This is a genomic window from Methylobacterium sp. CM6246 (assembly GCF_054818005.1).
In genome coordinates this window covers 5,928,890-5,950,533 of the sequence record NZ_JBTXKY010000001.1, presented here as the reverse complement: position 1 = coordinate 5,950,533, position 21,644 = coordinate 5,928,890, and the positions used below count along the sequence as shown (strand labels likewise).

The following is a 21,644-nucleotide window of genomic DNA, read 5'->3' as shown; positions in this document are numbered from 1 at the left end:
GGTGCGAAGGCGTCGGCCGCGACCTGCGAGGGCGTGGTCGACGGGAATGACTTTGCTCGGCTCGCGCAACAGCCAGTCGTCGAGTTCGACCCGACCGACCACCCAGCCCGACATCACGATCGCACGTTCGAGATAAGACGCTGCCGCCAGGGAGCGGTAGCGGTAGTTGCGAATCGCTACGCTGAAGCGGCTCGCATCCGGCTCCTGGTCGAGGATCGCGATGAAGTACGGAGCTGTCGACGACAACGGCGGTTAAACCGGCAAACCGTTCTCGTCGTACGCCAGGATCTCGTCGATCGGCCGGGAAGCAATGAGCGGGCTCGCGTAGGTTCGCTCGTGCAGCAACCGTCCAGACGCAATGGCGTCGGCGCAGTAGGTCTCCCGATCCTCGGCCACCCGCGCGCGCTCCCGCCGGAGCAGCTCCAAGAGCAAATCCGGCGCTGCGCGATGGGTCGTTGCCGCGAGGTCGGCGAGGAGCGCCGCGACTTCGGCGTTGTCGATCGTGATGGACATCGCAAGCCCCCCGTTCCACACAGCCCCGAATCCGCCAGCCCGGCTTCCAGCCTAGTGCGGGTGCCGCATCCGAGCCAACTGACGCGCATGCAGATCGAATCCGTTCCTCCCCGTCGCCACCTGCCGCCGCTCGTGAAGCTGGCGCTGGAGCTTGGACCGCTCGTCATTTTCTTCCTGGGCAATGCTTATTCGGAAAGACTCGGCGTCGCGCCGGACCAGAAGCTGTTCGTGGCCACCGGGGTGTTCATCGCGGCGACCGTGGTGGCGCTGGCGGTTCATTTCGCGCTGGTGCGGCGGCTGCCGATCATGCCGCTCGTGTCCGGCGTGGTCGTGGTGGTGTTCGGCGGTCTGACGCTGGCGCTGCAGGACAAGACCTTCATCATGGTCAAGCCGACCATCGTGAACGCGCTGTTCGGCACCGTGCTGCTCGGCGGGCTCGCCTTTGGGCGCTCGCTGCTTTCGGTGGTGCTCGATTCGATGTTCAGCCTCACCGAGGAGGGCTGGCGCAAGCTCACCTTCCGCTGGGGTCTCTTCTTCTTCGTCCTGGCCGCGCTCAACGAGATCGTGTGGCGCACCCAGACCGAGGATTTCTGGGTCAACTTCAAGGTGTTCGGCATCATGCCGATCACCGTGCTGTTCGCCCTGGCACAGACGCCGCTGCTCACCCGCTACGAGCGCAAGGAGCCGAAGCCGGGCGCGCAGGGTTCTTGAGGGCATCTCATCGTGTTCCGAGAGGCGGCGGCTACCTTCCGGGATGGAGACGTCAGCGCGCCTCCGCGACCTTCCCGGCCGCCCGGATCCGCGCCAGCACGCTGGCGTAATTCTCCGGCGTGAGGATGCCGACGAGCTTGTCGCGGATCACCCCGTCGGGCCCGACCACGAAGGTCTCGGGTACGCCGTAGACGCCGAAATCGATCGCCGCGCGCCCGTCGGCATCGGCCCCGACCGCCCGGAACGGCACGCCGTGCCGGGCCAGGAAGCGCTGGCCGGCGGCGGGAGTCGGCTCCTTGTAGTCGATGCCGACCAGCTGGATCCCGGGCTCCCGGGCGAGCCGCATCAGCATCGGGTGCTCGACCTGGCAGGGTGCGCACCACGAGGCGAACACGTTGATCACCGTGACCTGGCCCTTCAGGTCGGCGCTGGAGAGGCCCGGCACCGGGGCGTCGCCGGCCTTGAGGCCCGGCACCGCCGGCAGGCTGAAGCTCGGCACCGGCTTGCCGATCATCGCGGAGGGGAGGGCGGCCGGGTCGGCGCCCGAGCGCAGGCGCAGGAACAGCACCGCCGCCAGCGCGGCAAACGCCAGGACCGGCAGGACCAGCAGCAGAGAGCGGCGGACCGGGGGCGGCCGATCCAGGGGTTCGTCGACGCTCACCGCCGCTCCTCCCCGAAGCCCTTCAGGGCGCGCAGCTGCGCCCGCCGGTCGCGCAGGGCGTTGCCGATCAGCCCGGCCATGACCAGGGCCGTGAAGGCGTAGGCGGCGACGATGAAGCCGCCGTGAGACCCGAGATCCATCGATAAGGTCCTAGACCGGCTGCCCGACCGGCATCCCGGCGGGCTTCGGCGTGATGCGCGGCTGCGCACGGTCCAGGCGCTCGGCCTCGCGGATCGTCAGCGTCCGCACCCGGCGGCGCATGATCTCGGTGCGCATCGCGTAGAGGTGGAGGGTGATCCCGCCCAAAGTCGCGGCGCCGATCATGATCAGCAGCGGGTAGAGCATCGACGGGTCGATGGATGAGCCGCCCATGCGCAGGATCGAGGCCGGCTGGTGCAGGGTCGACCACCAGTTCACCGAGAACTTGATGATCGGCAGGTTCACCGCGCCGACGAGGGTCATGATCGCCACCGCGCGGGCGGCCCGGTTCGGCTCCTCGAGGGTGCGCCACAGGGCGATGATGCCGCAATAGATGAGCAGCAAAACCAGCATCGAGGTCAGCCGCGCGTCCCACACCCAGTAGGTCCCCCACATCGGCTTGCCCCAGAGCGAGCCGGTGACCAGGCAGATCAGCGTGAACGCCGCCCCGATCGGCGCGGCGGCGCGCTGCGCCACGTCGGCCAGCGGATGGCGCCAGACCAGGGTCCCGATCGCCGACACGCTCATGGCGCCGTAGAAGAACACCCCGAGCCAGGCCGCCGGGACGTGGATGTACATGATCCGCACGGTCTCGCCCTGTTGATAGTCCGGCGGCACGGCGAAGAAGGTCAGGTACAGGCCGACCGCCAGCACGCCGAGCGACAGGGCGGTGAGCCACGGCACCAGCGCGCCCGACCACCGCATGAAGTGGCTCGGGTTCGACAGGCGGGTCCAGAGGGAGGGCGTCATGGCGTCTGTCTCGGACATCGTTCCGGCGGTCTAGCCCAGGGTGCGGTGCAGCAACAATGCGGCCTTTGTCCGTCGATACTGCATCGGCGTGCAGGCCATGTGCCGCCGGAAGGCGGTGCGGAACGCCGTCTCCGACTCGTAGCCGACGGAATACGCGATCGCGGCGACGGGATCGCCGGAGCGTCGCAGCCGGTCGGCGGCGCACTGCATCCGCCAGCCGGCGAGGTAAGCAAGCGGCGGCCGGCCGACCACTGCGCGGAACGTGTCCGCGAAGGTCGTGCGCGACATGCCTGCGCACGCCGCGAGGTCCGCCAGGGTCCAGCGCCGCGCCGGCTCCGCGTGCAGGGCCGTCAGCGCCCGCGCCAGCCGCGGATCGGCCAGCGCCCCGAGCCAGCCAGTCTGCCGCCCCGACGCGAGCCAGAGCCGCAGCACCTGGAGAAGCATGATCTGCGCGAGGTGGTCGGCCATCAGGGCGCCGCCAGGCGCGCCCTGGCGCAGTTCCGCGGCCAGCTGGTCCAGCGCCCAGCGCAGGATCGCGGCTTGGTTCGAGGCATCCCGGACCGGCACGATCGCCGGCAGCGCGTCGAGCAGCAGCCCGGCCGCGTCGCCTGCGAAGAAGAACCGCCCGCCGACCAGGAAGAAGTCGCCGCCTCCGTTGCAGGTCGCGACCGCGTCGGCCGCGTGGTCGTAGATCGCGGCGGACTCGATCGCCGGGAGGGCCAGGTCGGTCGCGAGGTGGAACGGGCGGCCCCGGGTCAGCAGGAAGCAGTCGCCGGCTGCCATCCGGATGGGCTCGGGCTCGCCTTCGACCGCAACCCAGCAGGCGCCTCGCATCACGGCGTTGAACTTGATCCCGTCATGGGCGGGAAAGCGGATCGCCCAGGCGCCGCCGGCATCAAGGCCCGCACTGAGGGCGCTTCGGGGCCTGAGCAACGCGAGAACGTCGGAGAGCGGATCCATGGCGCGAACCGGACGCCCGCGCCGGATTCGCGGACGCTGCAGCATGGAGCGTCCGGCATCCCGGGGCCGTCGCCCTGACCGAGACCGCGGTCATCTGAGTGGTACGGTCGTCCCGCCGTCCGCTCGCGCGTCATCGCGGGTTCCGGGGTGACCACGCCACGGTTTGGAAAGCGTTCACCGCACGACCACCGGCATGCGATCCGCTTGACCGTGCCGAGGTCCGAAACGGCGCTCGCCTCTCGGTCTCCGAACTCACAAACGCTGACGGACGGTGGCGGCGAGGAAGACAGCTGGCGAGCCGACGATGGCCATCCACCGGACTCCCAAACGGGTTCAAGCTTGCACGAAGCCGCAGTATAAATTACGGGCAGCATGAATAGGCGGTCGCGTTGATCGGCTTTGGCGCTGGCACGGCACGTGTCCGCATGCCGGGCGGTCGGCCACTCCAAGAGGTCCATCGATGGCCGAAGAAACGCCTGGGCCGCTGACCGCCTTCGGCCTGGTCTTCCATGCCGGAGGTCGGCACTCCGGGTCCGAGGACCGCACCCGCGACGCGGCAGGCTGCCTCGTCGCGACCGCGCGCACGACCGGCCTTCCGTTCGATCGGTCGGGTGCCGGGACGCCACCCTCCGCCGGTCAAGCGACCGCGCCGTTCTCGACGGCGATCCGCCGGCCGGTGGCGGATCGGCCATCGTGACCGCGCTGAAATCCGTGAGGCCGTGAGGGTTCTGCCATGGACATCCGAACGCGTCGCCTGCTCGAAGCGCCGCTCGTGCCGACCCTGGCTCGGATGGCCGGGCCGAACGTCGTGGTGATGGTCGTCCAGACCTCCATCGGCCTGATCGAGACCTACTTCGTCGCGAAGCTCGGCACCGACGCCCTGGCCGGCATGGCCCTCGTCTTCCCGGTCGTCATGCTCGTCCAGATGCTGTCGGCCGGCGGCATGGGCGGCGGCATCCAGTCGGCGATCTCGCGTACCCTGGGCGCCGGCCGGAAGGCGGAGGCCAGCCTCGTCGCTTGGCACGCTGTCGCCATCGGCCTCGGACTTGGTCTCGTGACCAGTCTGCTCGCGCTGCCGCTGGGACCGCGCCTCTACGCCGCGATGGGCGGCACGGGGGAATCGCTCCGGGCTGCGACGGCCTACGCGAACGTCGTGCTCGGCGGAGCGGTCCTGATCTGGCTGTTCAACGCGCTCGCGGCCGTGATCCGCGGTACCGGCAACATGGCCCTCCCGGCCGGCGTCACCTGCGCCGGCGCCATCGTGCTGATCCCTCTCTCGCCGGCGCTGATCTTCGGCTGGGGGCCGTTCCCGAAGCTCGGGGTCGTGGGCGGCGGAGTCGCTTTCGCGGCCTACTACGCCGCCGGCACCGCCGTCTTCGCCGCCTCGATTTGGTCTGGCCGCGGCGTCCTGCACCCGAGCCGGCGCCTCCCGAGGCTTACCTGGGCGCCGTCCCGCGAGATCCTGCGCGTCGGCCTGCTCTCCGGCATCGCCAGTATCACGTCGAACGTCACGGTCATCGCCGCGACGGGCTTCGTGGGGACGGCGGGGCCGGCCGCGGTTGCCGGGTATGGAACCGGCGCCCGGCTGGAATACCTGCTGGTCCCCCTCGTGTTCGGGCTCGGTTCGCCCATTGCCGCCATCGTCGGCACCGCCCTCGGCGCCGGACTGCAGGCCCGCGCCCGTCAGGCTGCGCTCACCGGCGCCATCGTGGCCGGTCTTCTGACGGAGGCCATCGGCGTTGCGGCCGCCCTGTATCCTGAAGCTTGGCTCGGTCTGTTCGGGGGTGATCCGGCCATGTTGGCTACGGGCTCCTCCTATCTCCGCATCGTCGGACCGTTCTACGGGTTCTTCGGGGCCGGCCTTGCTCTCTACTTCGCGGCCCAAGGTGCAGGCCGTGTCGGCTGGCCGCTCACGGCCAGCGTCTTCCGAATGGGGGTGGCGCTGGGGGGCGCCTGGATCGCGGCTATCCTCGGGCTCGGCCCCGCGTGGATGTTTGTTGCCCTCGCGGCTGGGCTCTTCACCATGGGCATCGTCAACGCGGCTGCTTTTGCCACGGGCAAGATGTTCGTGGCCCAGCCCGCGCCGGAACCGGCTGTCCCGCCCCAAGTCCTCACGACTGCCGTTGAGTGACCTCGAAAGGCGTAGAGCCGCCGAACCTGCCGCTCGATGGATGGCCATCAGGGGCCGGCATCGACCCGCCAATACGGCGTGGCTGAGCGGATTTCCGCCTGTCTGCTTTTGGACCAAAGAGGCGTCGAAGTGGATATCACCGAGGCGCTCCCTCCTCGCCCCTTGCAAGCGGCCGTGAGAGTCAAGCGATGCGACCCGATCGCTACACTTACCGTCTTGGATCGATGACTACCCTGTAGTTGCTGGCCGATCCCCATACGTCTACCGGTAGGTTGCCGTCCCGAGCCCGGCCACGCGCGACTGGTGCGCCATCGAAGCCCTGTGCAACGTTTGTCGAATGACCGGTCAGGTCGACCCGCCTGACCGACGATGCGCCGTTGTCGATGACGAAGGCGGCGTCAGGCCCCTGGGGCACAAGGCTCGGCTGTCGAACGCGCCGCGAACACTTCTTTGGCTGAGAATAATCCGTTTAATGCTGCTGGAAAGCCTGCATAAACGGCCATCTGCATGATGACTTCAGTGATCTCTTCACACGAGAGGCCGACGTTCAGGCCCGCCTCTATGTGGACCTTAAGTTGTGGTGCTGCATTGCCCATCGCCGTTAGTGCCGCGATAGTGGCTATCTCGCGGGAACGCCGTTCTAGGCCGGGGCGGCTGTAAATATCGCCGAAAGGGAACTCGATAAGGTAGGTCGCAAAGTCAGGGGCGATCTCCGCGAGCGAGGCGACGACCTTCTCTCCTGCTTGGCCGTCGATCTCAGCGAGTGCTCGCTGCCCGCGCTCTAGCCGGCTTTCGTCGCCGTTGCGGTGTTGTCGTGTCATACGCCTGCGTCCTCCCGTCAGAGCCGGCGTAGCCGGCGATCTTGGTGTCGAGGACGAGAAGGCAGGCTTGCAGATCGGCCACATGCGCGCGGACGCACTCGCGGTGCTCCCACAGCAAATCACAGCGCTCAGCCTCAGTGATGACGCCACGCTCGCGCAATGCTGCGTATCGCAGCATGTCCCGGATCGGCATACCGGTCGTCTTGAGACGATCTAAGAATGCGATCCACGCTAGGATAGACGCGTCGTAATCACGCTGGTTTGACTGATCTCGGTCAGCATAGGGGAGTAGCCCGATCCGCTCATAGTAACGAATCGTATGGGCAGACAATCCCGAACGCCTCGCGAGTTCTCCGATCTTCACGAATATCTTCTCATCACGACGCTAAGAATGCTGCGGGTTTGAGCGCACTCTAAGTCAAGAAAAAAATCTGGTCGGGCTACGACAGTCTGGTCCTCACCCCGAACTCGAGTTGCCGGGCGGCCAGAAGATGGCCGCTGACCAGAAGGGCCGGCAGCCATCCAAAAGCCGGCACGGGTCGAAAGCATTGGTCCCATGCATGATCGGATCAGATCCGGGCCCGTACTTGCTAGGCTGGTCTTGCGATGATGGCGAGGATCATCGCGAACCCGAACGTTCTCCCGCCTAACCCCGCATCCTGACGCGGGCGCTCCGAGATGAGGCGGTTGGATTGGCACAGGGTGATGGAGCCCGGACCCGTCGCCATCCTGAGCCGCGAAACGAAATCCGAAACGCCCGCGCCATCACCGCCTCCGCGGCAAACCGAGCCCCTGGATGCGTCCTGCGACGCCCCCGCACGCACTGACGCAGCCCCGTCTGATTTCCACGGACAGCAGACCCCGACCCTTGCGCACGCCGCCGCGATCCCGCATATACGATGAAACAAAACAGGAACAAAAGAGCGTCGCCGTAGAAAGCTGTGGATGACGTGGTTGCCTCTCACCGGAACGAGCCCCGCATGCGAACCGCCGACAAGCAGATCGCCGACATCCTGGTGCGTTACGGGGAGCCCTTCGGGGGCAACGTCTGGCGCGTGCAGGGCACGGCGGTCATCTACCACAAGACGTTGGAGCGGATCGCCGCCCAGGCCGGGATCGTGTTCGAGCCGCCGACGATCATCCGCGCCGAGCGCGACGAGGCCGTGCTGCTGGTCACCGGGCGCCTGCCCGGTGCCAAATCCGGTGCGAAGCCAGCCGCCGACCGGGTCGAGTGGTCGATGGGCGAGGCGCTGGTCAACGTGAACTACCGCGTCTCGGGCAAGCAGGCGGCCTACGTCTACGCCATGGCGGAGAAGCGCGGGAAGGACCGCGTCATCCTCAAGCTGATCGAACTGCACGGCCTGGTCTACTCCGAGGAGGAGGCCGACGAGTTCCGCGCCCACCTGCCCACGGTCCGGGCCGTGGACGAGGATTTCGAGGAGGCCCAGCCCTTCGACGAGGTCACCGAGGCCGAGGGCGACCTCAAGCGCCGCATCGACGGTGCCGAGACGATCAACGACGTGACCGACCTGATGCTCGACGGGGCCACCCAAGCGATCCTGGCGGCGATGCCGCCCGGCACCCGCGACGAGGTCCGCGACTACGCCAAGGCGCGCCTCGTGGCGCTCGGCTGGCCCAAGCGCACCGGCCGCCGCAGCGCCGCCTGAAGTTTCGAACGCTCAAACCCGCAGGAGACCGCCATGCATCGCACGACGCGCCGCCGTACCCTGAAGGCCCGCCGGGACCATCATCGGGGCTGGAGCATCGAGACCCTGTCGTACAGCCCGACCCGGATCGTGCGCCTGGGCGACGAGAAAGTCGCGATCCTGTTCCCGCCGGTCGAGCCCGGGGCCGAGTGGCAGCTCTACCCGCATCCCGACACGTTCCCGGGGCTCAACTTCGACGGGCTGCCCGAGCCGCTGCGCCCGGAGTTTCTGGGATTCTCGGATCTGCCGGCCGTCGAGCGGTTTCTCGGCATCGACGACGCGGTGCCGACGGCCCTTGCGGCCTGACCGGACGGCCCTTCACGCCCGAGGCCAGGGCGCGCCCCGGTGGAGCGCCTCGGCCTCGGGCGTGAAGCCTTGGGGGCCGTGCAGCACCAGCGGCGGCAGCAGGCTCGGAGCCGCGCGGCTGCCCCGGATGCCGGCGATCAGCACCCGGATCGCCGGCGCCTCGGCCCGGGCGTGGACCGGGCGGATCGCGATCCCGCCGTAGCGGCCCTTCATGGCGTCGAGGCAGGCCGGCAGGGCGTCTGCCCGGTGGATCAGCCCGAGCCGGCCCCCCGGTCGCAGGACCGCCGTGCAGGCGCGGATCCAGAGGTCCAGACCGCTCTCGGGAAACGTGTGTGCCGTCGCCTTGCCGGGATGCGGGGAGGGGCGGTGGCGGCCCGCGGTGAAGAACGGCGGGTTGGTCAGGACGAGGTCGACGCTGTCGGGCTCCAGCCCTGCGGCGCGGCGCTCGGCCGCCGGCGCTAGAACGTCGGCCTCGATCACCGAAGCCGCGATGCCGTTGAGGACGGCGTTGGCCCGGGCCAGCCCGGCCAGTTCGGGGTCGCGCTCCACCAGGGTCGGGCAAGTTCCGGGATGAAGCGCCGCGCAGGCCAGACCCACCGCGCCGGTGCCGGCGCCGACATCGCACAACCGCTCCCCCGGCGCCGGGACCAGCAGCCGGGCGAGCAGCACCGCATCGGTCCCGGTCCGGTGCGCTCCGCGGGGCGGCTGGTGCAGGCGCAAAATCCCGCCCAGGAAGGCATCGGGCTCCGGGCTCACGGGTCACGCAATTCGTGCGCGAGCCCGGCATCCTTGAGCAACCGGCGGGCCTGGGGCGCCCAATCGCCCGGAACCATCAGGCGCTGACCGAACGCCCCGATCGAGCCTTCCATCACGCTCATATGGGTGTCGGCCACTAGCACCGGGATCTCGGCCGCCTCGAGCACCGTGCGGGCAAAGCCGATCAGCACGGGATCATTCGCGGAAATCAGCACGATCATCGCAATTCTTCGAAGGATGCCGGTCGTCCGGCGCATTCGTCGCGTTCGCTGCGCATTCCCTTCGCACCATATCCTCTCTGCGCCGATGTTGCGGCGCCGCGAGGCGCGTGCGAAGGGATCGCCCGCCCCCTGCGGGGGAACCGGACTGGAGGTCGCGGATCTTGGGTATGGCCCTCTCCATCGAGAATCCGAAGCCCGAGACCGAGGCGGGGTTGAACGACCTCGTCGCGCTGGTGGCGGACGGCATGGCGCGGGTCAACACCACGATCCTGTCGCGGACCGGATCCGACGTGGCGATGATCCCGGAGGTGGCCAACCACCTGATCGCCAGCGGCGGCAAGCGGCTGCGCCCGATCCTGACGCTCGCCTGCGCGCAGCTCTGCGGTTACGCCGACCCGTCGGACGGCGACGTGAAGCTCGCCGCCAGCGTCGAGTTCATGCACACCGCGACCCTGCTGCACGACGACGTGGTCGATGAGAGCGACATGCGTCGCGGCCGCGTCGCCGCCCGGATCAAGTGGGGCAACGAGGCCTCGGTGCTGGTCGGCGACTTCCTGCTCGGCCAGGCCTTCCGGATGATGGTCGAGGTCGGCTCCCTGCGGGCGCTCGACATCCTGTCCGCCGCCGCCACGGTGATCGCCGAGGGCGAGGTGATGCAGCTCACCAACGCCAAGAACCTCGAAACCGACGAAGCCGCCTACTTGGCGGTGATCCGCGGCAAGACCGCCGAGCTGTTCGCCGCCGCCTGCGAGGTCGGGCCGGTGCTCGCCGGCCGGCCGGAGGCCGAGCAGGTCGCGGCCCGCGCCTACGGGATGAACCTCGGCATCGCCTTCCAGCTGATCGACGACGTGCTCGATTACGGCGGCACCTCGGCTGCCCTCGGCAAGAATGTCGGCGACGATTTTCGCGAGGGCAAGATCACCCTGCCGATCGTGCTGGCCCACCGCCGGGCCAGCGAGGGCGAGCGCGGCTTCTGGCGGCGGACCCTGCAGCAGGGTGAGATCGGCGAGGACGACCTCGGCACCGCCCTCGACCTGCTGCAGCGGCACGGCGCCCTGGAGGAGACGGTGGCCCGCGCCCACGAGTATGGCGCCCAGGCCCGCGCCGCCCTCGACGTCTTCCCGGACGGTCCGGTCAAGGCCGCGCTCAACGGGGCCGTGGATTTCTGCGTGGCCCGGGCGCGCTGAAGGGCGCCCCTTTCGATCCGCGTGCCCCGGGGCTTTCGCCTACTATCGAGCAGGACGCCGACCATGACGCTGGCGCGCGTCTTTACTGGGCTCTGCACGAACTGAGCTTGGACGTCGTTCCGGTGAGCGAGAGGCGCCAAGCGGTCTGCATCCGTGTCGGAGATCTGCGCGCTGAGAGCCATTCGCGCCACGCGGAGGCAAAGATCGGGACCGGCCGCGTTGCCGGCCAGTTAGCCGTGCTCGCCTAATGAGAGCGTCATCCTAAAAGCCTGCACGTTGTGCCAGTTCCGATATGGAGCACGAGGCACCAGCCGCGGGACGCGTCATGGGTCGAGAGGCACCAATCGCCGCCATCGTGCCAGCAGCTTGCATCGGGCGGCGCGTCGAAGTGGATTGAACGAACCGCCGCGAGGGGACCCTGGGCGAAAGCATTGGACAAGCCTACTTCGCCCGCCTCCGGCATGCCCTTGAGGGGAATGAAGCTCGCCATGGAGACGAAACGGGCCGGCCAAGCTGCCTCACCCGTGGCCCGGCGCAGCAAAAGCATGCCGCCCCGGCGGTTTGCGGCCTGGAGCGGGAACAGAAGTCGGCCCGCCGGCCGCAGCGCGTCGAGCCAGGCACGGGCCGGGCGCGGCGCCCCGGCATTGAGGCCGTCCGGCCCCACGAGATGGGCGAGGAGCGCCGTATAATACCCACTGCCGGTCCCGACCCGGACCACGGTCTCCCCGGGCCGGGGCGCGAGCGCATCGAGGCAGAGGGCGTGCAGGCTAGGCTGGCCGATATTGATGCCGCGTGCTGCGTCGAGGGCGACCAGCACGTCCTGATACAGAAAGGCGGGGTCGTCGACCGGGGTGGTCACGTAGAGTGGGCCGCGATCCTGAGATTGCCAGACATGCGCGGTGAGGATCGACCAGGGCCCCGGGCCGGCGAACGGCTCCCGGGGAACTGCCGCGAAGGCCGCCGTGACGCGCGGGTCGGCCGCATTCGGATTGGCTACCAGCGACGCGTAGAACCCGCGAAGCTTGGCGCTGAGCACCGCCGAACTGTAAGGATCCGGCATCTCCGTTCCCCCCGCGGAAACAGACCATCCAGTCCCCTATGCGTCAGGTCGCCGCGGGGGCGAGTGCGCCCGAGAGCGCCGGCGCTAGGCCGCGTAGCTCATCGAGATGCGCAGCGGTCAGATCGCGCAGCAGGTTTTCGGCCCGGGGCGTGAGCGCCAGCTCGCTCCGGCGTCGATCCTCGGCGGCGCGTCCCTTCGTGAGCAGGCCGCCATCGACCATCCGGGCGACGAGTTCGGCCGCCGTATGCGGAGCGATCAGGAGCTGCTCGGCCAGCAATCCGACGGTCGGTGGCGCGCGCCCGACATGCCCAGCCAGGGCCAGAAGCGCCTGATGCTGCTGGGGCGGGATGCCGGCCCGGCCTGCCGCCGCCTCGCTGAAGGCCAGGAAGCGCCGCAGCCGGTACCGGAACTCCGCCAGCGCGGCGTACTGTTCCTGAGACAGCGGCGCGGTCTGAGGATCCTCGGACGCCACGATGATCTCCCTGGTGCCGGGCTCAGGTCTTCGGCAGCACACCGTCCGGATCCATACGGGTTCCGCCGGCTCGCTGCACCCCGCTCCGAACGCGACGCGGTTGAATATATCGTATCACGATGTAATTAGGCATCGTAGGACGGAGGGCTGTATGGACGGCGGACAGGATATCGCGCGCGGCGCCGAAAGGCCGCTGCGTCGGACGCTTGGCGATTTCAGCACGGATCGGCGCGTGCTGGCACTGGCCGGGCTCGCGGTGATCACTGGGACGGCCGCCACCGCAACCGCCTGGATCCTGCTCACGCTGATCGGTCTGGTGACCAATCTCGCCTGGTACGGCCGGTTCGACACCGCCCTGACGTCACTCGCCAGCGCGACGCCTAGCCCTTGGATGATCGCGATTCCCGTAATCGGTGCCCTGATCGTGGGCGCGATGGCACGTTACGGCTCTGAGAAGATCCGCGGCCATGGCATCCCGGAGGCCATGGAGGCGATCCTGATCGGCGGCAGCCGGATGTCGCCCAAGGTAGCCGTGCTGAAGCCGCTCTCCTCGGCGGTGGCGATCGGCACCGGCGGGCCGTTCGGTGCGGAAGGGCCGATCATCGTCACGGGCGGTGCGGTGGGCTCGCTGTTCGCGCAGTTCTTCCATCTGAGCGCGGCCGAGCGGAAGACCCTGCTGGTGGCCGGCGCCGCGGCCGGCATGACCGCGATCTTCGGCACGCCCGTGGCGGCCGTGCTGCTCGCCGTCGAGGTGCTGCTGTTCGAGTGGCGCCCGCGCAGCCTCGTTCCGGTCACGGTCGGTGCGGTGACGGCGGCATGCTGGCGGCCCGCCCTGTTCGAGGCCGGCCCGCTCTTCCCCTTCACCGACAATCCGGCGCTGCCGTGGTGGGGATTGCCGGCCTGTGCGGCACTCGGGCTAGCCTGCGGGCTGATCTCCGGTGTGCTTACGCGCGCGCTCTACGCCCTCGAGGACGGGTCCGGCCGGCTGCCGATCCACTGGATGTGGTGGCCCGCTTTGGGTGCCCTCGTGGTCGGCCTCGGCGGCCTGGTGGAGCCCCGGGCGCTCGGTGTCGGCTACGACGTGATCCGCGATCTGCTGTCCGGGCACATGTTGGCCGCAGCCGTGCTGACGATCCTCGTCGTGAAAGCGGTGATCTGGCTCGTGGCGCTGTCGTCGGGCACGTCCGGGGGCGTGCTCGCGCCGCTGCTGATCCTGGGTGGCGCGATCGGCTGGCTGATCGGCCTCGTCCTCCCCGGCGCGCATGGGTTCTGGGCGTTGCTCGGCATGGCGGCGATGCTCGGTGGGACCCTGCCGGCGCCGCTGACCGGAGTGGTGTTCGCCGTCGAGGTGACCGGCGACGTCGCCGCCCTGGCGCCCCTGCTGGCCGCCACAATGGCGGCCTACGCGGTGACCGTGCTGCTGCTCAAGCGGTCGATCCTCACCGAGAAGATCGCCCGGCGCGGACAGCACGTGACCCGGGAATACGGCATCGATCCCTACGACCTGGCCCGGGTCGAGGCCGTGATGACCCGTGAGGTCGCCACCCTCGCGGGGGATCTCCCGGTGGCCGAGGCCGTGGCGGCGATCACCGCCGGTCCCCACCACGCCTATCCGGTGCTCGACGCCACCCGCCGGCCCGTGGGCTTGGTCACGCGCGACGACGCGCTCCGCTGGACGATCGAGACGCGGGCGGACGACGCGGCCGACGAGACCCTCGCCGAACGCGTCTCGGATGCCGGCTTAGCATTGGTCCATCCGGGCGATGTGGTCTCGCACGCCCTCGACGTGATGCTGTCGGCCGGCCAAGGCCGCCTGCCGGTCACCGATCCGCAGAGCGGTGCGCTGGTCGGGCTCCTCACCCGCAAGGACCTGTTGCAGGTGCGCGCCTCGACGGTCCGCGCTGAGGCCGAGCGCCGAGCGTATTTCCGCCGGAACCGCATCCGCGCGGGGGCAAGCGGGGGCTGAGGGCAGGGGGCAGGGGCCTGAGGGCAGGTGCGACGCGCCGTTCAGCGCAGGAAGGTCGGCGCCACCCACCAATCCGGATGTGCGGCCCTCAGGCCGGCGGCGGCCCGCACCGCCGCGCGGCGGTCGGTGAACAGCGCGAACACCGTCGCACCGGAACCGGACATCCGTGCCAGGCGGCATCCCTCCCGTTCACGCAGGGCCGCCAGAGCCTCGCCGATCACCGGGGCAACGGTGAGCGCCGGCGCCTCCAGGTCGTTCCGGGCCGGGGTGAGCGCTGCCAGGAGGGCGTCCGCGCCGAGCCCCCCGGCGATGCCGGGATGGGCCGCGCCGTCGAGCGTCTGCCCGACAGCGAGGCCCAAGGCCTTGAACACCGGAGCGGTCGGAACCGGCACGCCGGGATTGAGCAGCACGGCCGGCAGCGGCGCGAGCCCCAGCACCGGGCCGATCTCCTCCCCGGCGCCACGCATCATGCGGGCTCGCGGGTCGAGGCAGACCGGCACGTCGGCCCCGGTCCCGCGTGCGGCGGCGATCACGGTCGCGTGATCGAGCGGTAGGTGGTTGAGGCGCGCCAGCAACCGCAGGGCCGCGGCGGCATCCGACGAACCGCCGCCGATGCCGGCCGCGACCGGCAGGCGCTTGACCAGATGGAACGACCCCATTCGCAGGTTCGGCACCCGTGCCGCCAGCCCGCGAGCGGCGCGCAGGACGAGGTTGTCGTCCGTCGGACCGGCCGGACCGGCGGTCGGACCGCTGACGGTGAGGCCGAGCGCGGTGTCGGGGTCGAGGGTGAGGCGGTCGGCGGTTCCCGCGAAGGCCACCAGGCTCTCCAACTCGTGGTAGCCGTCTCCGGCCCGGCGCCCGAGTACGTGGAGCGTCAGATTGACTTTGGCGGGGGCGCGGTCGGCGAGCACGGGCACGGGATCTCGAACGGGTCGGGCAAGAACGGGGTTGACGCTCTACAGCCTCGTGGGCGCGAACAACAGCTCACCCAAAGTCCCCGTGCGGCCGGTATGGCAAGGGATCGCCCACACGGATCGCGCTCAGATCCTCGGCGAGTTCCACCAGCCCGTCGCTGGCCGACAGGCCGGACAGGGCGCCCCCCGCACACGGAACCGCCTCCGCGACGCCGTCCGCTCCGATGCGGACGTGGACGCGCAGGTATTCGCGCCGGCCCGGGCGTTTCTCCTGGGCGAAGCCGCTGCGCACCGTCAGCGTCGGCGCTTCGTCGCGTGCGCCCGACAGGTGCAGGACGAGCGGGCGGAGGACGACCAGGGCGGTCACGTAGGCCGCGGCCGGGTTGCCGGGGAGCCCCGCGAAGGGCGTGCCCGCGACGGTGCCCAGGGCCACGGGCCGACCGGGCTTGATGGCTAGCCGCCAGAAGGTCAGCGCACCGGACGCCTCAACGGCGGCTCGGACGTGATCCTCCTCGCCGACCGAGACGCCCCCGGTGGTGAGGATCAGGTCGTGGTCGGCGGCCGCGGCTTCGAGGCGCTGCCGCAACGGGCCGGGCGCGTCGCGCAGGATGCCGAGATCGGCGGGCTCGGCACCGAGCCTGCGCAGCAGGGCGGCGAGCATAGGGCGGTTGGCATCGTGGATGCCGGCGGCCGGGAGGGGCCGGCCGGGCGGTGTCAGTTCGTCACCGGTCGAGAACAACGCCACCCGGAGCGGCACGCGCAGGCGCAGGGCAGGCAGGCCGAGCGCGGCGGCCAGCGCGAGGTGGCGCGGTCCCAGTCGGGTGCCGGCCGGAATCGCGAGGCTGCCGTGCGCGATATCCTCTCCCGCCCGGCGACGATTGGACCCCGAGGCGAGGCCCGCCGGCAGGATCACGGCGTCGCCGTCGATCCGCACATTCTCCTGCATCGCCACCGCGTCGGTCCCCGGCGGCATCGGCGCTCCGGTGAAGATCCGCACCGCGAAGCCCGGCCCGGGATCCACCGGCGCGTGCCCGGCCGGGACACGGCCGCCCAGGGGCAAGGGTGTCTCGCCCGTAGTCGCGACGTCCCCGGCACGCACGGCGTAGCCGTCGACGGCCGCGTTATCGAACGGCGGCAGATCGATCGGAGCGATCAAATCCTCGGCGAGGACGCGCCCGTCGGACCGGTCGACGGGGAGCGATTCGACGCCCGACAGGATCGGCAGGCGCGCGCGCAGCAGCGTCACCGCGTCGGCGACCCGCATGGGCGCGGGGGCAGCATCGAAGCAGTCGCGACTCAGGCGTCCCATCGTGACGCGATGTCGGTCGTTGGCAGGAAGCGGGTCGGCACGGGTGCCTCGCGGGGCTGTGGTCCGCCGGCTTGCGGCATCGGGGCTGAGCGATCAAGCCCGGACGATGGCGGCTGCCCGTCCGATCCTCTACGCTCGCTTGCATCATGCCGCGTATCGAAGCGATTGCCAGTCTGCGCCACTTGTTCGAGGTGCCGGCGGACGTCAGCTACCTGGATGCCGCAGCCTGGTCGCCGCTGCCGCGGGTTGTCCGGGCCGCCGGCGAGGCGGGCATCCTGACCAAGAGCCGGCCTTGGGATCATCCCAGGACGGCGTTTCCGGCCCTCGCCGAGCGGGCCCGCGAAGCCGCGGCGCACCTGATCGGTGCGGGGGCGGACGATGTGGCGATCGTCGGCTCGGTGAGCCACGCCATGGCGACCGCCGCGTGCAACCTCGCTCCCGCGCGGGGCGGGCGCCTGCTGCGGGTCGCCGACGAGTTCCCGTCCCTGCGCTACGCCTTCGACCGGCTGGCGGCCGCGCATGATCTGGCCGTCGAGGAAGTCCCCCGGCCGCCGGACGGCGACTGGACCGCCGCCCTGCTGGCGGCGATCCACAAGCCGTCAGCCAAGCCGCTTGCCATCGCCACCCTGACACCCCTGCACTGGACCGACGGCAGCCTGATCGACCTCGATCGGCTCGCACCGGCGGTGCATGCGGCGGGGGCGGCCCTGGTGATCGATGCGACGCAGGCGGTGGCCGCAACGCCCGTCGACGTGGGCCGCTGGCGGCCGGATTTCCTCGCCTTCCCGACCTACAAATGGGCGCTCGGTCCCTACGGCGTCGCGTTTCTGTACGCGGCCCCCCATCGGCAGGAGGGCCGGCCGATCGAGGACAACATCGGAAATCGCACGTCGGCGACCGGAGCCCGGCGCTACGACCGCGGCGAGTTGAACGATCCCGTAGCCCTCTCCATGGCCGCGACCGGTCTCGAGCTCACCGCCGGGTGGGGCGTCCCGGCCATCGCGGCGCGGCTTCGGGACCTGACCGGTCGACTCGCCGAGGGCGTGACGGCGCTCGGCCTCACCGTTGCGCCCCCGCATCTGCGCGTAGATCACATCCTCGGCGTTCGCGCCCCCGGCGGCCTGCCCGATGGGCTTCTGGATCGCCTGCAGACGGCACGGATCTACGCGAGCGAGCGCTCGGGCGCATTGCGCCTCAGCCCGCATGTCTGGACCGACCCGGACGATATCGCGCGCTGTCTCGCCGCACTTCCGGATGCGCTCGGGCACGGGACCCGGAACAATACGGACTGGACCGGCCGATAGAATCCGTGCCTCCGTCGGGCGCGCGGATGCCGTGCGGACCGCTGCCCCGTGTTCCCGGAGCCGAGACGTGGCCATCGCCCCCCCGGGACGACGGCGCCCCCACCATCAGTCGAGACCCATGCCGCGCTCCGGTGACATCCTTCCCATGCCGGCCCGCGGACGACGCCTGACTGCCTCTGTGCGCGCAGCCCTGTCGGGACGGTTCGCCGTGATCCTGTCCGGCGAGCTGATCCAGAGCCTGTTCCACTTTGCGCTGAACATCCTGCTGGTGCGCGAACTCGGCGCCCACGATTACGGGCTGTTCGCGATCGTGTTCACGGTCGGCGCAGTCGGCATTACCTATATCCGCGCCTTGGTCACGGTGCCGGCCACGCTCCACCTCACCCGAAGTCTCGGCCGGCCGGCGGTGCTGGGCTACGATGTGATGTTCGGCTCCGGCGCAGCCCTGGTCTCCGTGCTGATGGCGTTCGCCACCGGCGTGGCGCTGCTCCCCGCGATCGGTCTCGGCGCGCTGGCCGCGGGGGCGTTCGTGGGTCTCTATGGCTTCCGCAGCTATCTACGGATCGTGCTGCTTGCCCGTGGAAAGCCGCGGATCGCAGGCTTGAGCGACCTCGTCTACGCTGTTTGCGGCGCCGCGTTCATCTGGCAAGGGCTCAGCGGCGAGGAGGGTACGGCGCTGCTGGACCGGGCCTTCCTGGCTATCGCGCTGGCCCATGCCATCGCGATCGCGGTGGCGTACGGAGCGCTGCGCGAGCGTCTGAGACTCTCGCTCCATGCACGGGCCCGGGCGCGTTACCGGGCGATCTGGCGGACCCTGGCGTGGTCGCTGGCCGGGGTGACCAGCCTCACCGTCCAGGGACAGGGCCTGACGCTCCTGTTCGCCCTGCTGGCCGGCCCGGCCGCCTATGCGCCGATAGCCGCGACGCTGGTGCTCTACGCGCCGCTGCGCATCCCCACGGCCGCTCTGATGAACATGGTCCTGCCGGAGATCAGCGGCCTTCTAGCCGCCGGGCAGGTTCAGGCCGCCCGCCGGCTCGTCACGCGCTACGTCCTGCTGATCGCCGGCGCCTGCCTGGTCTACGGGCTGGTGATGGCCGCGACCCTGCCGCTGATCGAGCAGGTGCTCTTCAAGGGCCGCTTCACCGGTGAGCCCATGGGTTGGATCGGCCTCGGCATCTGGAGCGTGGTGGCCGTGTCGCTGCTCTACGCGATCCCCCGTGCCTACCTAGAGGCCTCCGCGGCCTTCCGGACGATCACGGCGGGAGCCGTGGCGAGCGCCACCCTCGGCTTCGCCCTCATGGTGCCGCTTCTCCTGCTGCTGCCCCCCGCCACGGCGCTCCTTGGACTCCTCGCCTCCGAGATCGCGACTTTGGCCTGGTCGATGGGTGCGTTCCGAAGCTTGTCGCGGGGGCAGCGGGTGGCGGCGGCGATGCCCTGACGGGTCTCGGACGTCGTGTCTTCCAGTCCGCCCGGAAAGCGTCAGTCCGTTACGCCGCGGCCTCGGTCGGCGCCCCTTCCGCGGCGCCGTCCTTGCCGAAGCGCCGCTGCCACGCGTGCCGTGTGCGGTCGACAAGATGTGCGGCCGCGCCCTGGGGGGTGCGCCCGCCCATCATTGAGGTCAGGGTCAGGGACTGCGTGCCGAAGCGGCCCTTGAAGCCCTCGTCGCCGCACAGGAAGTCGACCGTGTGCAGCCCGCGGTCGATCGACCACATGATGTAATCCATCATCAGGACCATGCCGGGCGAGCCTCGCTCGAAGGCCGGATCGTAGGTGGTAACGAACGCCATCATCGTGCCGGCCTGGACGAAGTTGATCGAGACGGCGACGACGGCGCCGCCGCATTCGAGCACGAAAGCGTGCAGCAGCCCGGTCGCGGCCAGCACCTGGACCATCGCGGGCAAGGCCTGCGAGCCCTCGTCGTAGAACGCCGTGGAGGGCAGGTCGTGGGTTGCCAGCCAGGCCCGCTTGAACTGGGTCAGCCTGTCGAGAACCGGCCCGAGCGGTTCCTCGGGGCCGAGCAGCCGGAACGTGAGTGGCCCGTGCTCGCCCATGGACTTCTGGCCGCGGCGGTAGTTCTGGCGGGTCTTCTTCGACTGTGCGTCGAACCAGGCTTGCCCGGTCGGCCAGGGGCCGCGCACCCGCCAGTTCGCCTCGTCGCGGTGGTTCAGGCGCAGCCGGACGCCCCCGGTGGCGGGGGCGAGCAGCACCCGCGCGGCAGCGTCGGGCAGAAGGCGGTTGAGATAGGCCAGATCGAATCCGCCGTCCCGGCTGGACTGCTGCCACATCCGGCGCACCAGCCCGGCATTCGTGCGGTCGGCCAGCACGGCGTCGCCGAAATCGGAGCAATCCTTGGCGGCCCATTCGAGCACGCGAAAACCCTTCCGCCGCACCGTTGCGAGCGGCAGCACGCCAACCAAGGTCTCGCCCCGCCACGCCAGCACGATCGCCAGCGCCCGGCGATCGCGGTCGGGGGCGCTCGCCCACCAGGCCGAGATCCAGGCATGGCTCTGGAACACCAGGGCATTGCTGCGGGTCCACAGGTCGGTCCAGGCCGATCCGACGGCCGCGAGTCGGTCGGTGGAGCGGACGATCTCGAAGCGTTCAGGAGACATGGTCAAGCGCCCGAGCGAGGCTGGGTCGGAATACCGCGCAGGCGCCTGACCTGCCGCACGATCCGCCGGCCCATCTTTTTCAACGGAAGCACGTAGAGCCCCGACAGCGATTGATAGTCGGCGACGTCGCGGTCGACGAGGCCGAAGGTGAAATCCTCGTTCGGATCCGGGACGTGAAGGGTCCCGAACAGACGGTCCCAGAACGAGAACAGCAGCCCGAAATTCTTGTCGTAATGCTGGGGCGCGGTCGAGTGGTGAAGCTGGTGCCAGTGCGGGCAGAGGATGACTGCGTTGAGCCGGCCGAACGAGATCTTGAAGTGCGTGTGCCGCACGAAGTCCATCATCAGGATGTTGCGCATGATGTAGACGTTGATCCCGAACACCGTCAGCTCGACGGGGTCGAGCGCGAGCAGGCTCCAGATCCCGAAGCAGATCCCGGGGATCACCCCGTCCCAGGCGCGGTTCATCAGCTCGTCGAGCGGGTGGACCCGGTCCTTGGTGATGCCGACCATCACCTCGGCGGAGTGGTGAACCTTATGAAGCTCCCACAGGAACGGGTAGCGGTGCTGGGCCGTGTGATAGAGGTAGTAGGACAGGTCGTAGGCCAGCAGCATCGTCAGGGTGAACAGCACCACGGTCACCGGTCCGGGATCACCGAAGACCGGCTGGTCGATCCCGAAGACGGTGCCGAGTACCCGGTTGGTCGCGTAGCCGACCGCCACCACGAAGGTCACGCCGGCCGGGATCAGCAGGAACGGCATGATCGCCTTGCGGGTGACGTAGAACAGCAGGTCGGCCCGCGCGGAGGGGTGCGTCATCACTTCGTGCGGCAGCACGAATTCGAAGAACTCGGTGAACGAATAGCGTTCGGCCGTCCGCAAGTAGGCGATCAGCGCGCAGCCGAACGCAGTCGCGAACAGCAGGCCGGCGGCGACGAGGTTCTCTGCCGAGACCCTGTCGATGATCCGGGTGACGAAGCCGACGACATCCATGACGAGGCGTTCCTCCGCCGGTCCGGTCCGCTCGCCGGCGGGGACCGCCGACCCTACCGTGTAATGTCCGACGCTTGAACGGTGCGGATGACCG

At 69.8% G+C, this 21,644-nt stretch carries 24 protein-coding genes; 9 read left to right on the top strand and 15 right to left on the bottom strand.

From position 1 onward, the window contains the following. Positions 1 to 252: 252 nt before the first annotated feature. Entirely contained in the window at positions 253 to 513 is a 261-nt protein-coding gene (locus ACYQPG_RS28715) for a type II toxin-antitoxin system VapB family antitoxin (protein WP_461232258.1), read from the bottom strand. Between the two features lie 87 nt (positions 514 to 600). On the opposite strand from ACYQPG_RS28715, the gene ACYQPG_RS28710 reads away from it, so the two are divergent. Continuing rightward, complete coding sequence (locus tag ACYQPG_RS28710; RefSeq protein ID WP_461232257.1) at positions 601 to 1,224, top strand: septation protein A; 624 nt, start codon at positions 601 to 603, stop codon at positions 1,222 to 1,224. Between the two features lie 52 nt (positions 1,225 to 1,276). Here ACYQPG_RS28710 and ACYQPG_RS28705 read toward each other — a convergent pair whose 3' ends face one another. The 4 genes from ACYQPG_RS28705 to ACYQPG_RS28690 are packed head-to-tail and all read right to left on the bottom strand — an operon-like array spanning position 1,277 to position 3,793. After that, positions 1,277 to 1,885, bottom strand: a complete 609-nt coding sequence (locus tag ACYQPG_RS28705) for a DsbE family thiol:disulfide interchange protein (RefSeq protein ID WP_147937922.1) — start codon at positions 1,883 to 1,885, stop codon at positions 1,277 to 1,279. After that, positions 1,882 to 2,025 carry a heme exporter protein CcmD gene (gene ccmD, locus ACYQPG_RS28700; RefSeq protein WP_147907194.1) on the bottom strand — a complete coding sequence of 48 codons (144 nt, stop codon included), beginning with the start codon at positions 2,023 to 2,025 and terminating at the stop codon, positions 1,882 to 1,884. The genes ACYQPG_RS28705 and ccmD overlap by 4 nt, the downstream gene beginning before the upstream one ends. A gap of 10 nt (positions 2,026 to 2,035) precedes the next feature. After that, the gene (locus ACYQPG_RS28695) at positions 2,036 to 2,833 is read right to left on the bottom strand and encodes a heme ABC transporter permease (RefSeq protein ID WP_419831100.1); all 798 of its coding nucleotides are present in this window, start codon (positions 2,831 to 2,833) and stop codon (positions 2,036 to 2,038) included. 30 nt (positions 2,834 to 2,863) lie between these two features. Beyond that, a complete protein-coding gene (locus tag ACYQPG_RS28690) occupies positions 2,864 to 3,793 on the bottom strand; it encodes an AraC family transcriptional regulator (RefSeq protein ID WP_461232520.1) in 930 nt (309 codons plus the stop codon). 460 nt (positions 3,794 to 4,253) lie between these two features. Between ACYQPG_RS28690 and ACYQPG_RS28685 the strand changes: the two genes are divergently transcribed. Continuing rightward, the gene (locus ACYQPG_RS28685; protein ID WP_419830811.1) at positions 4,254 to 4,490 is read left to right on the top strand and encodes a hypothetical protein; all 237 of its coding nucleotides are present in this window, start codon (positions 4,254 to 4,256) and stop codon (positions 4,488 to 4,490) included. 36 nt (positions 4,491 to 4,526) lie between these two features. Then, positions 4,527 to 5,924, top strand: coding sequence for an MATE family efflux transporter (locus tag ACYQPG_RS28680; RefSeq protein ID WP_461232256.1), 1,398 nt, complete (start codon positions 4,527 to 4,529; stop codon positions 5,922 to 5,924). A gap of 398 nt (positions 5,925 to 6,322) precedes the next feature. Here the strand turns inward: ACYQPG_RS28680 and ACYQPG_RS28675 are convergent, their stop codons facing one another. Both ACYQPG_RS28675 and ACYQPG_RS28670 read right to left on the bottom strand, forming a co-directional pair. Then, complete coding sequence (locus ACYQPG_RS28675) at positions 6,323 to 6,745, bottom strand: carboxymuconolactone decarboxylase family protein (RefSeq protein WP_461232255.1); 423 nt, start codon at positions 6,743 to 6,745, stop codon at positions 6,323 to 6,325. After that, positions 6,681 to 7,109, bottom strand: coding sequence for a MerR family transcriptional regulator (locus ACYQPG_RS28670; RefSeq protein ID WP_147907200.1), 429 nt, complete (start codon positions 7,107 to 7,109; stop codon positions 6,681 to 6,683). Before ACYQPG_RS28670 ends, ACYQPG_RS28675 begins: the two co-directional genes overlap by 65 nt. A 616-nt stretch (positions 7,110 to 7,725) precedes the next feature. Between ACYQPG_RS28670 and ACYQPG_RS28665 the strand changes: the two genes are divergently transcribed. Both ACYQPG_RS28665 and ACYQPG_RS28660 read left to right on the top strand, forming a co-directional pair. Then, positions 7,726 to 8,412 carry a trna delta -isopentenylpyrophosphate transferase gene (locus ACYQPG_RS28665; RefSeq protein WP_147907201.1) on the top strand — a complete coding sequence of 229 codons (687 nt, stop codon included), beginning with the start codon at positions 7,726 to 7,728 and terminating at the stop codon, positions 8,410 to 8,412. A gap of 33 nt (positions 8,413 to 8,445) precedes the next feature. Continuing rightward, the gene (locus ACYQPG_RS28660) at positions 8,446 to 8,757 is read left to right on the top strand and encodes a hypothetical protein (protein WP_419830808.1); all 312 of its coding nucleotides are present in this window, start codon (positions 8,446 to 8,448) and stop codon (positions 8,755 to 8,757) included. Between the two features lie 12 nt (positions 8,758 to 8,769). Here the strand turns inward: ACYQPG_RS28660 and ACYQPG_RS28655 are convergent, their stop codons facing one another. Together ACYQPG_RS28655 and ACYQPG_RS28650 are read right to left on the bottom strand one after the other, a co-directional pair. After that, positions 8,770 to 9,513: a tRNA1(Val) (adenine(37)-N6)-methyltransferase gene (locus ACYQPG_RS28655; RefSeq protein ID WP_461232254.1), complete on the bottom strand. Its 744-nt coding sequence runs from the start codon at positions 9,511 to 9,513 to the stop codon at positions 8,770 to 8,772. Continuing rightward, positions 9,510 to 9,734 (bottom strand): putative signal transducing protein, encoded by a 225-nt coding sequence (locus tag ACYQPG_RS28650; RefSeq protein ID WP_147907204.1) that lies wholly within the window; start codon positions 9,732 to 9,734, stop codon positions 9,510 to 9,512. Before ACYQPG_RS28650 ends, ACYQPG_RS28655 begins: the two co-directional genes overlap by 4 nt. 167 nt (positions 9,735 to 9,901) lie before the next feature. Between ACYQPG_RS28650 and ACYQPG_RS28645 the strand changes: the two genes are divergently transcribed. Further along, positions 9,902 to 10,921 carry a polyprenyl synthetase family protein gene (locus ACYQPG_RS28645; protein ID WP_147907205.1) on the top strand — a complete coding sequence of 340 codons (1,020 nt, stop codon included), beginning with the start codon at positions 9,902 to 9,904 and terminating at the stop codon, positions 10,919 to 10,921. A 256-nt stretch (positions 10,922 to 11,177) separates the two neighbouring features. Here the strand turns inward: ACYQPG_RS28645 and ACYQPG_RS28640 are convergent, their stop codons facing one another. Together ACYQPG_RS28640 and ACYQPG_RS28635 are read right to left on the bottom strand one after the other, a co-directional pair. Beyond that, a complete protein-coding gene (locus ACYQPG_RS28640; protein WP_461232253.1) occupies positions 11,178 to 11,981 on the bottom strand; it encodes a protein-L-isoaspartate O-methyltransferase family protein in 804 nt (267 codons plus the stop codon). Between the two features lie 43 nt (positions 11,982 to 12,024). Next, the gene (locus ACYQPG_RS28635; protein ID WP_147907207.1) at positions 12,025 to 12,453 is read right to left on the bottom strand and encodes a MarR family winged helix-turn-helix transcriptional regulator; all 429 of its coding nucleotides are present in this window, start codon (positions 12,451 to 12,453) and stop codon (positions 12,025 to 12,027) included. Between the two features lie 151 nt (positions 12,454 to 12,604). On the opposite strand from ACYQPG_RS28635, the gene ACYQPG_RS28630 reads away from it, so the two are divergent. After that, positions 12,605 to 14,419, top strand: coding sequence for a chloride channel protein (locus ACYQPG_RS28630; protein WP_461232252.1), 1,815 nt, complete (start codon positions 12,605 to 12,607; stop codon positions 14,417 to 14,419). Positions 14,420 to 14,460: 41 nt separating this feature from the next. On the opposite strand, the gene ACYQPG_RS28625 is transcribed toward ACYQPG_RS28630, so the two are convergent. Beyond that, on the bottom strand, positions 14,461 to 15,336 hold the full coding sequence (locus ACYQPG_RS28625) for a 4-(cytidine 5'-diphospho)-2-C-methyl-D-erythritol kinase (RefSeq protein WP_147906292.1): 876 nt from the start codon (positions 15,334 to 15,336) through the stop codon (positions 14,461 to 14,463). Positions 15,337 to 15,403: 67 nt separating this feature from the next. Next, entirely contained in the window at positions 15,404 to 16,642 is a 1,239-nt protein-coding gene (locus ACYQPG_RS28620) for a molybdopterin molybdotransferase MoeA (RefSeq protein WP_461232251.1), read from the bottom strand. A gap of 146 nt (positions 16,643 to 16,788) precedes the next feature. Between ACYQPG_RS28620 and ACYQPG_RS28615 the strand changes: the two genes are divergently transcribed. After that, complete coding sequence (locus ACYQPG_RS28615) at positions 16,789 to 17,946, top strand: aminotransferase class V-fold PLP-dependent enzyme (RefSeq protein WP_461232250.1); 1,158 nt, start codon at positions 16,789 to 16,791, stop codon at positions 17,944 to 17,946. A 118-nt stretch (positions 17,947 to 18,064) separates the two neighbouring features. Then, positions 18,065 to 19,384 (top strand): MATE family efflux transporter, encoded by a 1,320-nt coding sequence (locus ACYQPG_RS28610; RefSeq protein ID WP_461232249.1) that lies wholly within the window; start codon positions 18,065 to 18,067, stop codon positions 19,382 to 19,384. A gap of 49 nt (positions 19,385 to 19,433) precedes the next feature. Here the strand turns inward: ACYQPG_RS28610 and ACYQPG_RS28605 are convergent, their stop codons facing one another. Together ACYQPG_RS28605 and ACYQPG_RS28600 are read right to left on the bottom strand one after the other, a co-directional pair. Next, a complete protein-coding gene (locus ACYQPG_RS28605) occupies positions 19,434 to 20,558 on the bottom strand; it encodes a GNAT family N-acetyltransferase (protein WP_461232248.1) in 1,125 nt (374 codons plus the stop codon). Between the two features lie 2 nt (positions 20,559 to 20,560). Next, on the bottom strand, positions 20,561 to 21,550 hold the full coding sequence (locus ACYQPG_RS28600) for a sterol desaturase family protein (protein WP_147937935.1): 990 nt from the start codon (positions 21,548 to 21,550) through the stop codon (positions 20,561 to 20,563). Positions 21,551 to 21,644 lie beyond the last annotated feature (94 nt).

Coding starts and splice junctions, on each gene's coding strand:
- ACYQPG_RS28715 (WP_461232258.1), bottom strand. CDS start 513: ATGTCCATCACGATCGACAACGCCGAAGTCGCGGCGCTCCTCGCCGAC.
- ACYQPG_RS28710 (WP_461232257.1), top strand. CDS start 601: ATGCAGATCGAATCCGTTCCTCCCCGTCGCCACCTGCCGCCGCTCGTG.
- ccmD (WP_147907194.1), bottom strand. CDS start 2,025: ATGGATCTCGGGTCTCACGGCGGCTTCATCGTCGCCGCCTACGCCTTC.
- ACYQPG_RS28695 (WP_419831100.1), bottom strand. CDS start 2,833: ATGACGCCCTCCCTCTGGACCCGCCTGTCGAACCCGAGCCACTTCATG.
- ACYQPG_RS28690 (WP_461232520.1), bottom strand. CDS start 3,793: ATGGATCCGCTCTCCGACGTTCTCGCGTTGCTCAGGCCCCGAAGCGCC.
- ACYQPG_RS28685 (WP_419830811.1), top strand. CDS start 4,254: ATGGCCGAAGAAACGCCTGGGCCGCTGACCGCCTTCGGCCTGGTCTTC.
- ACYQPG_RS28680 (WP_461232256.1), top strand. CDS start 4,527: ATGGACATCCGAACGCGTCGCCTGCTCGAAGCGCCGCTCGTGCCGACC.
- ACYQPG_RS28675 (WP_461232255.1), bottom strand. CDS start 6,745: ATGACACGACAACACCGCAACGGCGACGAAAGCCGGCTAGAGCGCGGG.
- ACYQPG_RS28665 (WP_147907201.1), top strand. CDS start 7,726: ATGCGAACCGCCGACAAGCAGATCGCCGACATCCTGGTGCGTTACGGG.
- ACYQPG_RS28660 (WP_419830808.1), top strand. CDS start 8,446: ATGCATCGCACGACGCGCCGCCGTACCCTGAAGGCCCGCCGGGACCAT.
- ACYQPG_RS28650 (WP_147907204.1), bottom strand. CDS start 9,734: ATGATCGTGCTGATTTCCGCGAATGATCCCGTGCTGATCGGCTTTGCC.
- ACYQPG_RS28645 (WP_147907205.1), top strand. CDS start 9,902: ATGGCCCTCTCCATCGAGAATCCGAAGCCCGAGACCGAGGCGGGGTTG.
- ACYQPG_RS28640 (WP_461232253.1), bottom strand. CDS start 11,981: ATGCCGGATCCTTACAGTTCGGCGGTGCTCAGCGCCAAGCTTCGCGGG.
- ACYQPG_RS28630 (WP_461232252.1), top strand. CDS start 12,605: ATGGACGGCGGACAGGATATCGCGCGCGGCGCCGAAAGGCCGCTGCGT.
- ACYQPG_RS28620 (WP_461232251.1), bottom strand. CDS start 16,642: ATGGGACGCCTGAGTCGCGACTGCTTCGATGCTGCCCCCGCGCCCATG.
- ACYQPG_RS28615 (WP_461232250.1), top strand. CDS start 16,789: ATGCCGCGTATCGAAGCGATTGCCAGTCTGCGCCACTTGTTCGAGGTG.
- ACYQPG_RS28610 (WP_461232249.1), top strand. CDS start 18,065: ATGCCGCGCTCCGGTGACATCCTTCCCATGCCGGCCCGCGGACGACGC.
- ACYQPG_RS28605 (WP_461232248.1), bottom strand. CDS start 20,558: ATGTCTCCTGAACGCTTCGAGATCGTCCGCTCCACCGACCGACTCGCG.
- ACYQPG_RS28600 (WP_147937935.1), bottom strand. CDS start 21,550: ATGGATGTCGTCGGCTTCGTCACCCGGATCATCGACAGGGTCTCGGCA.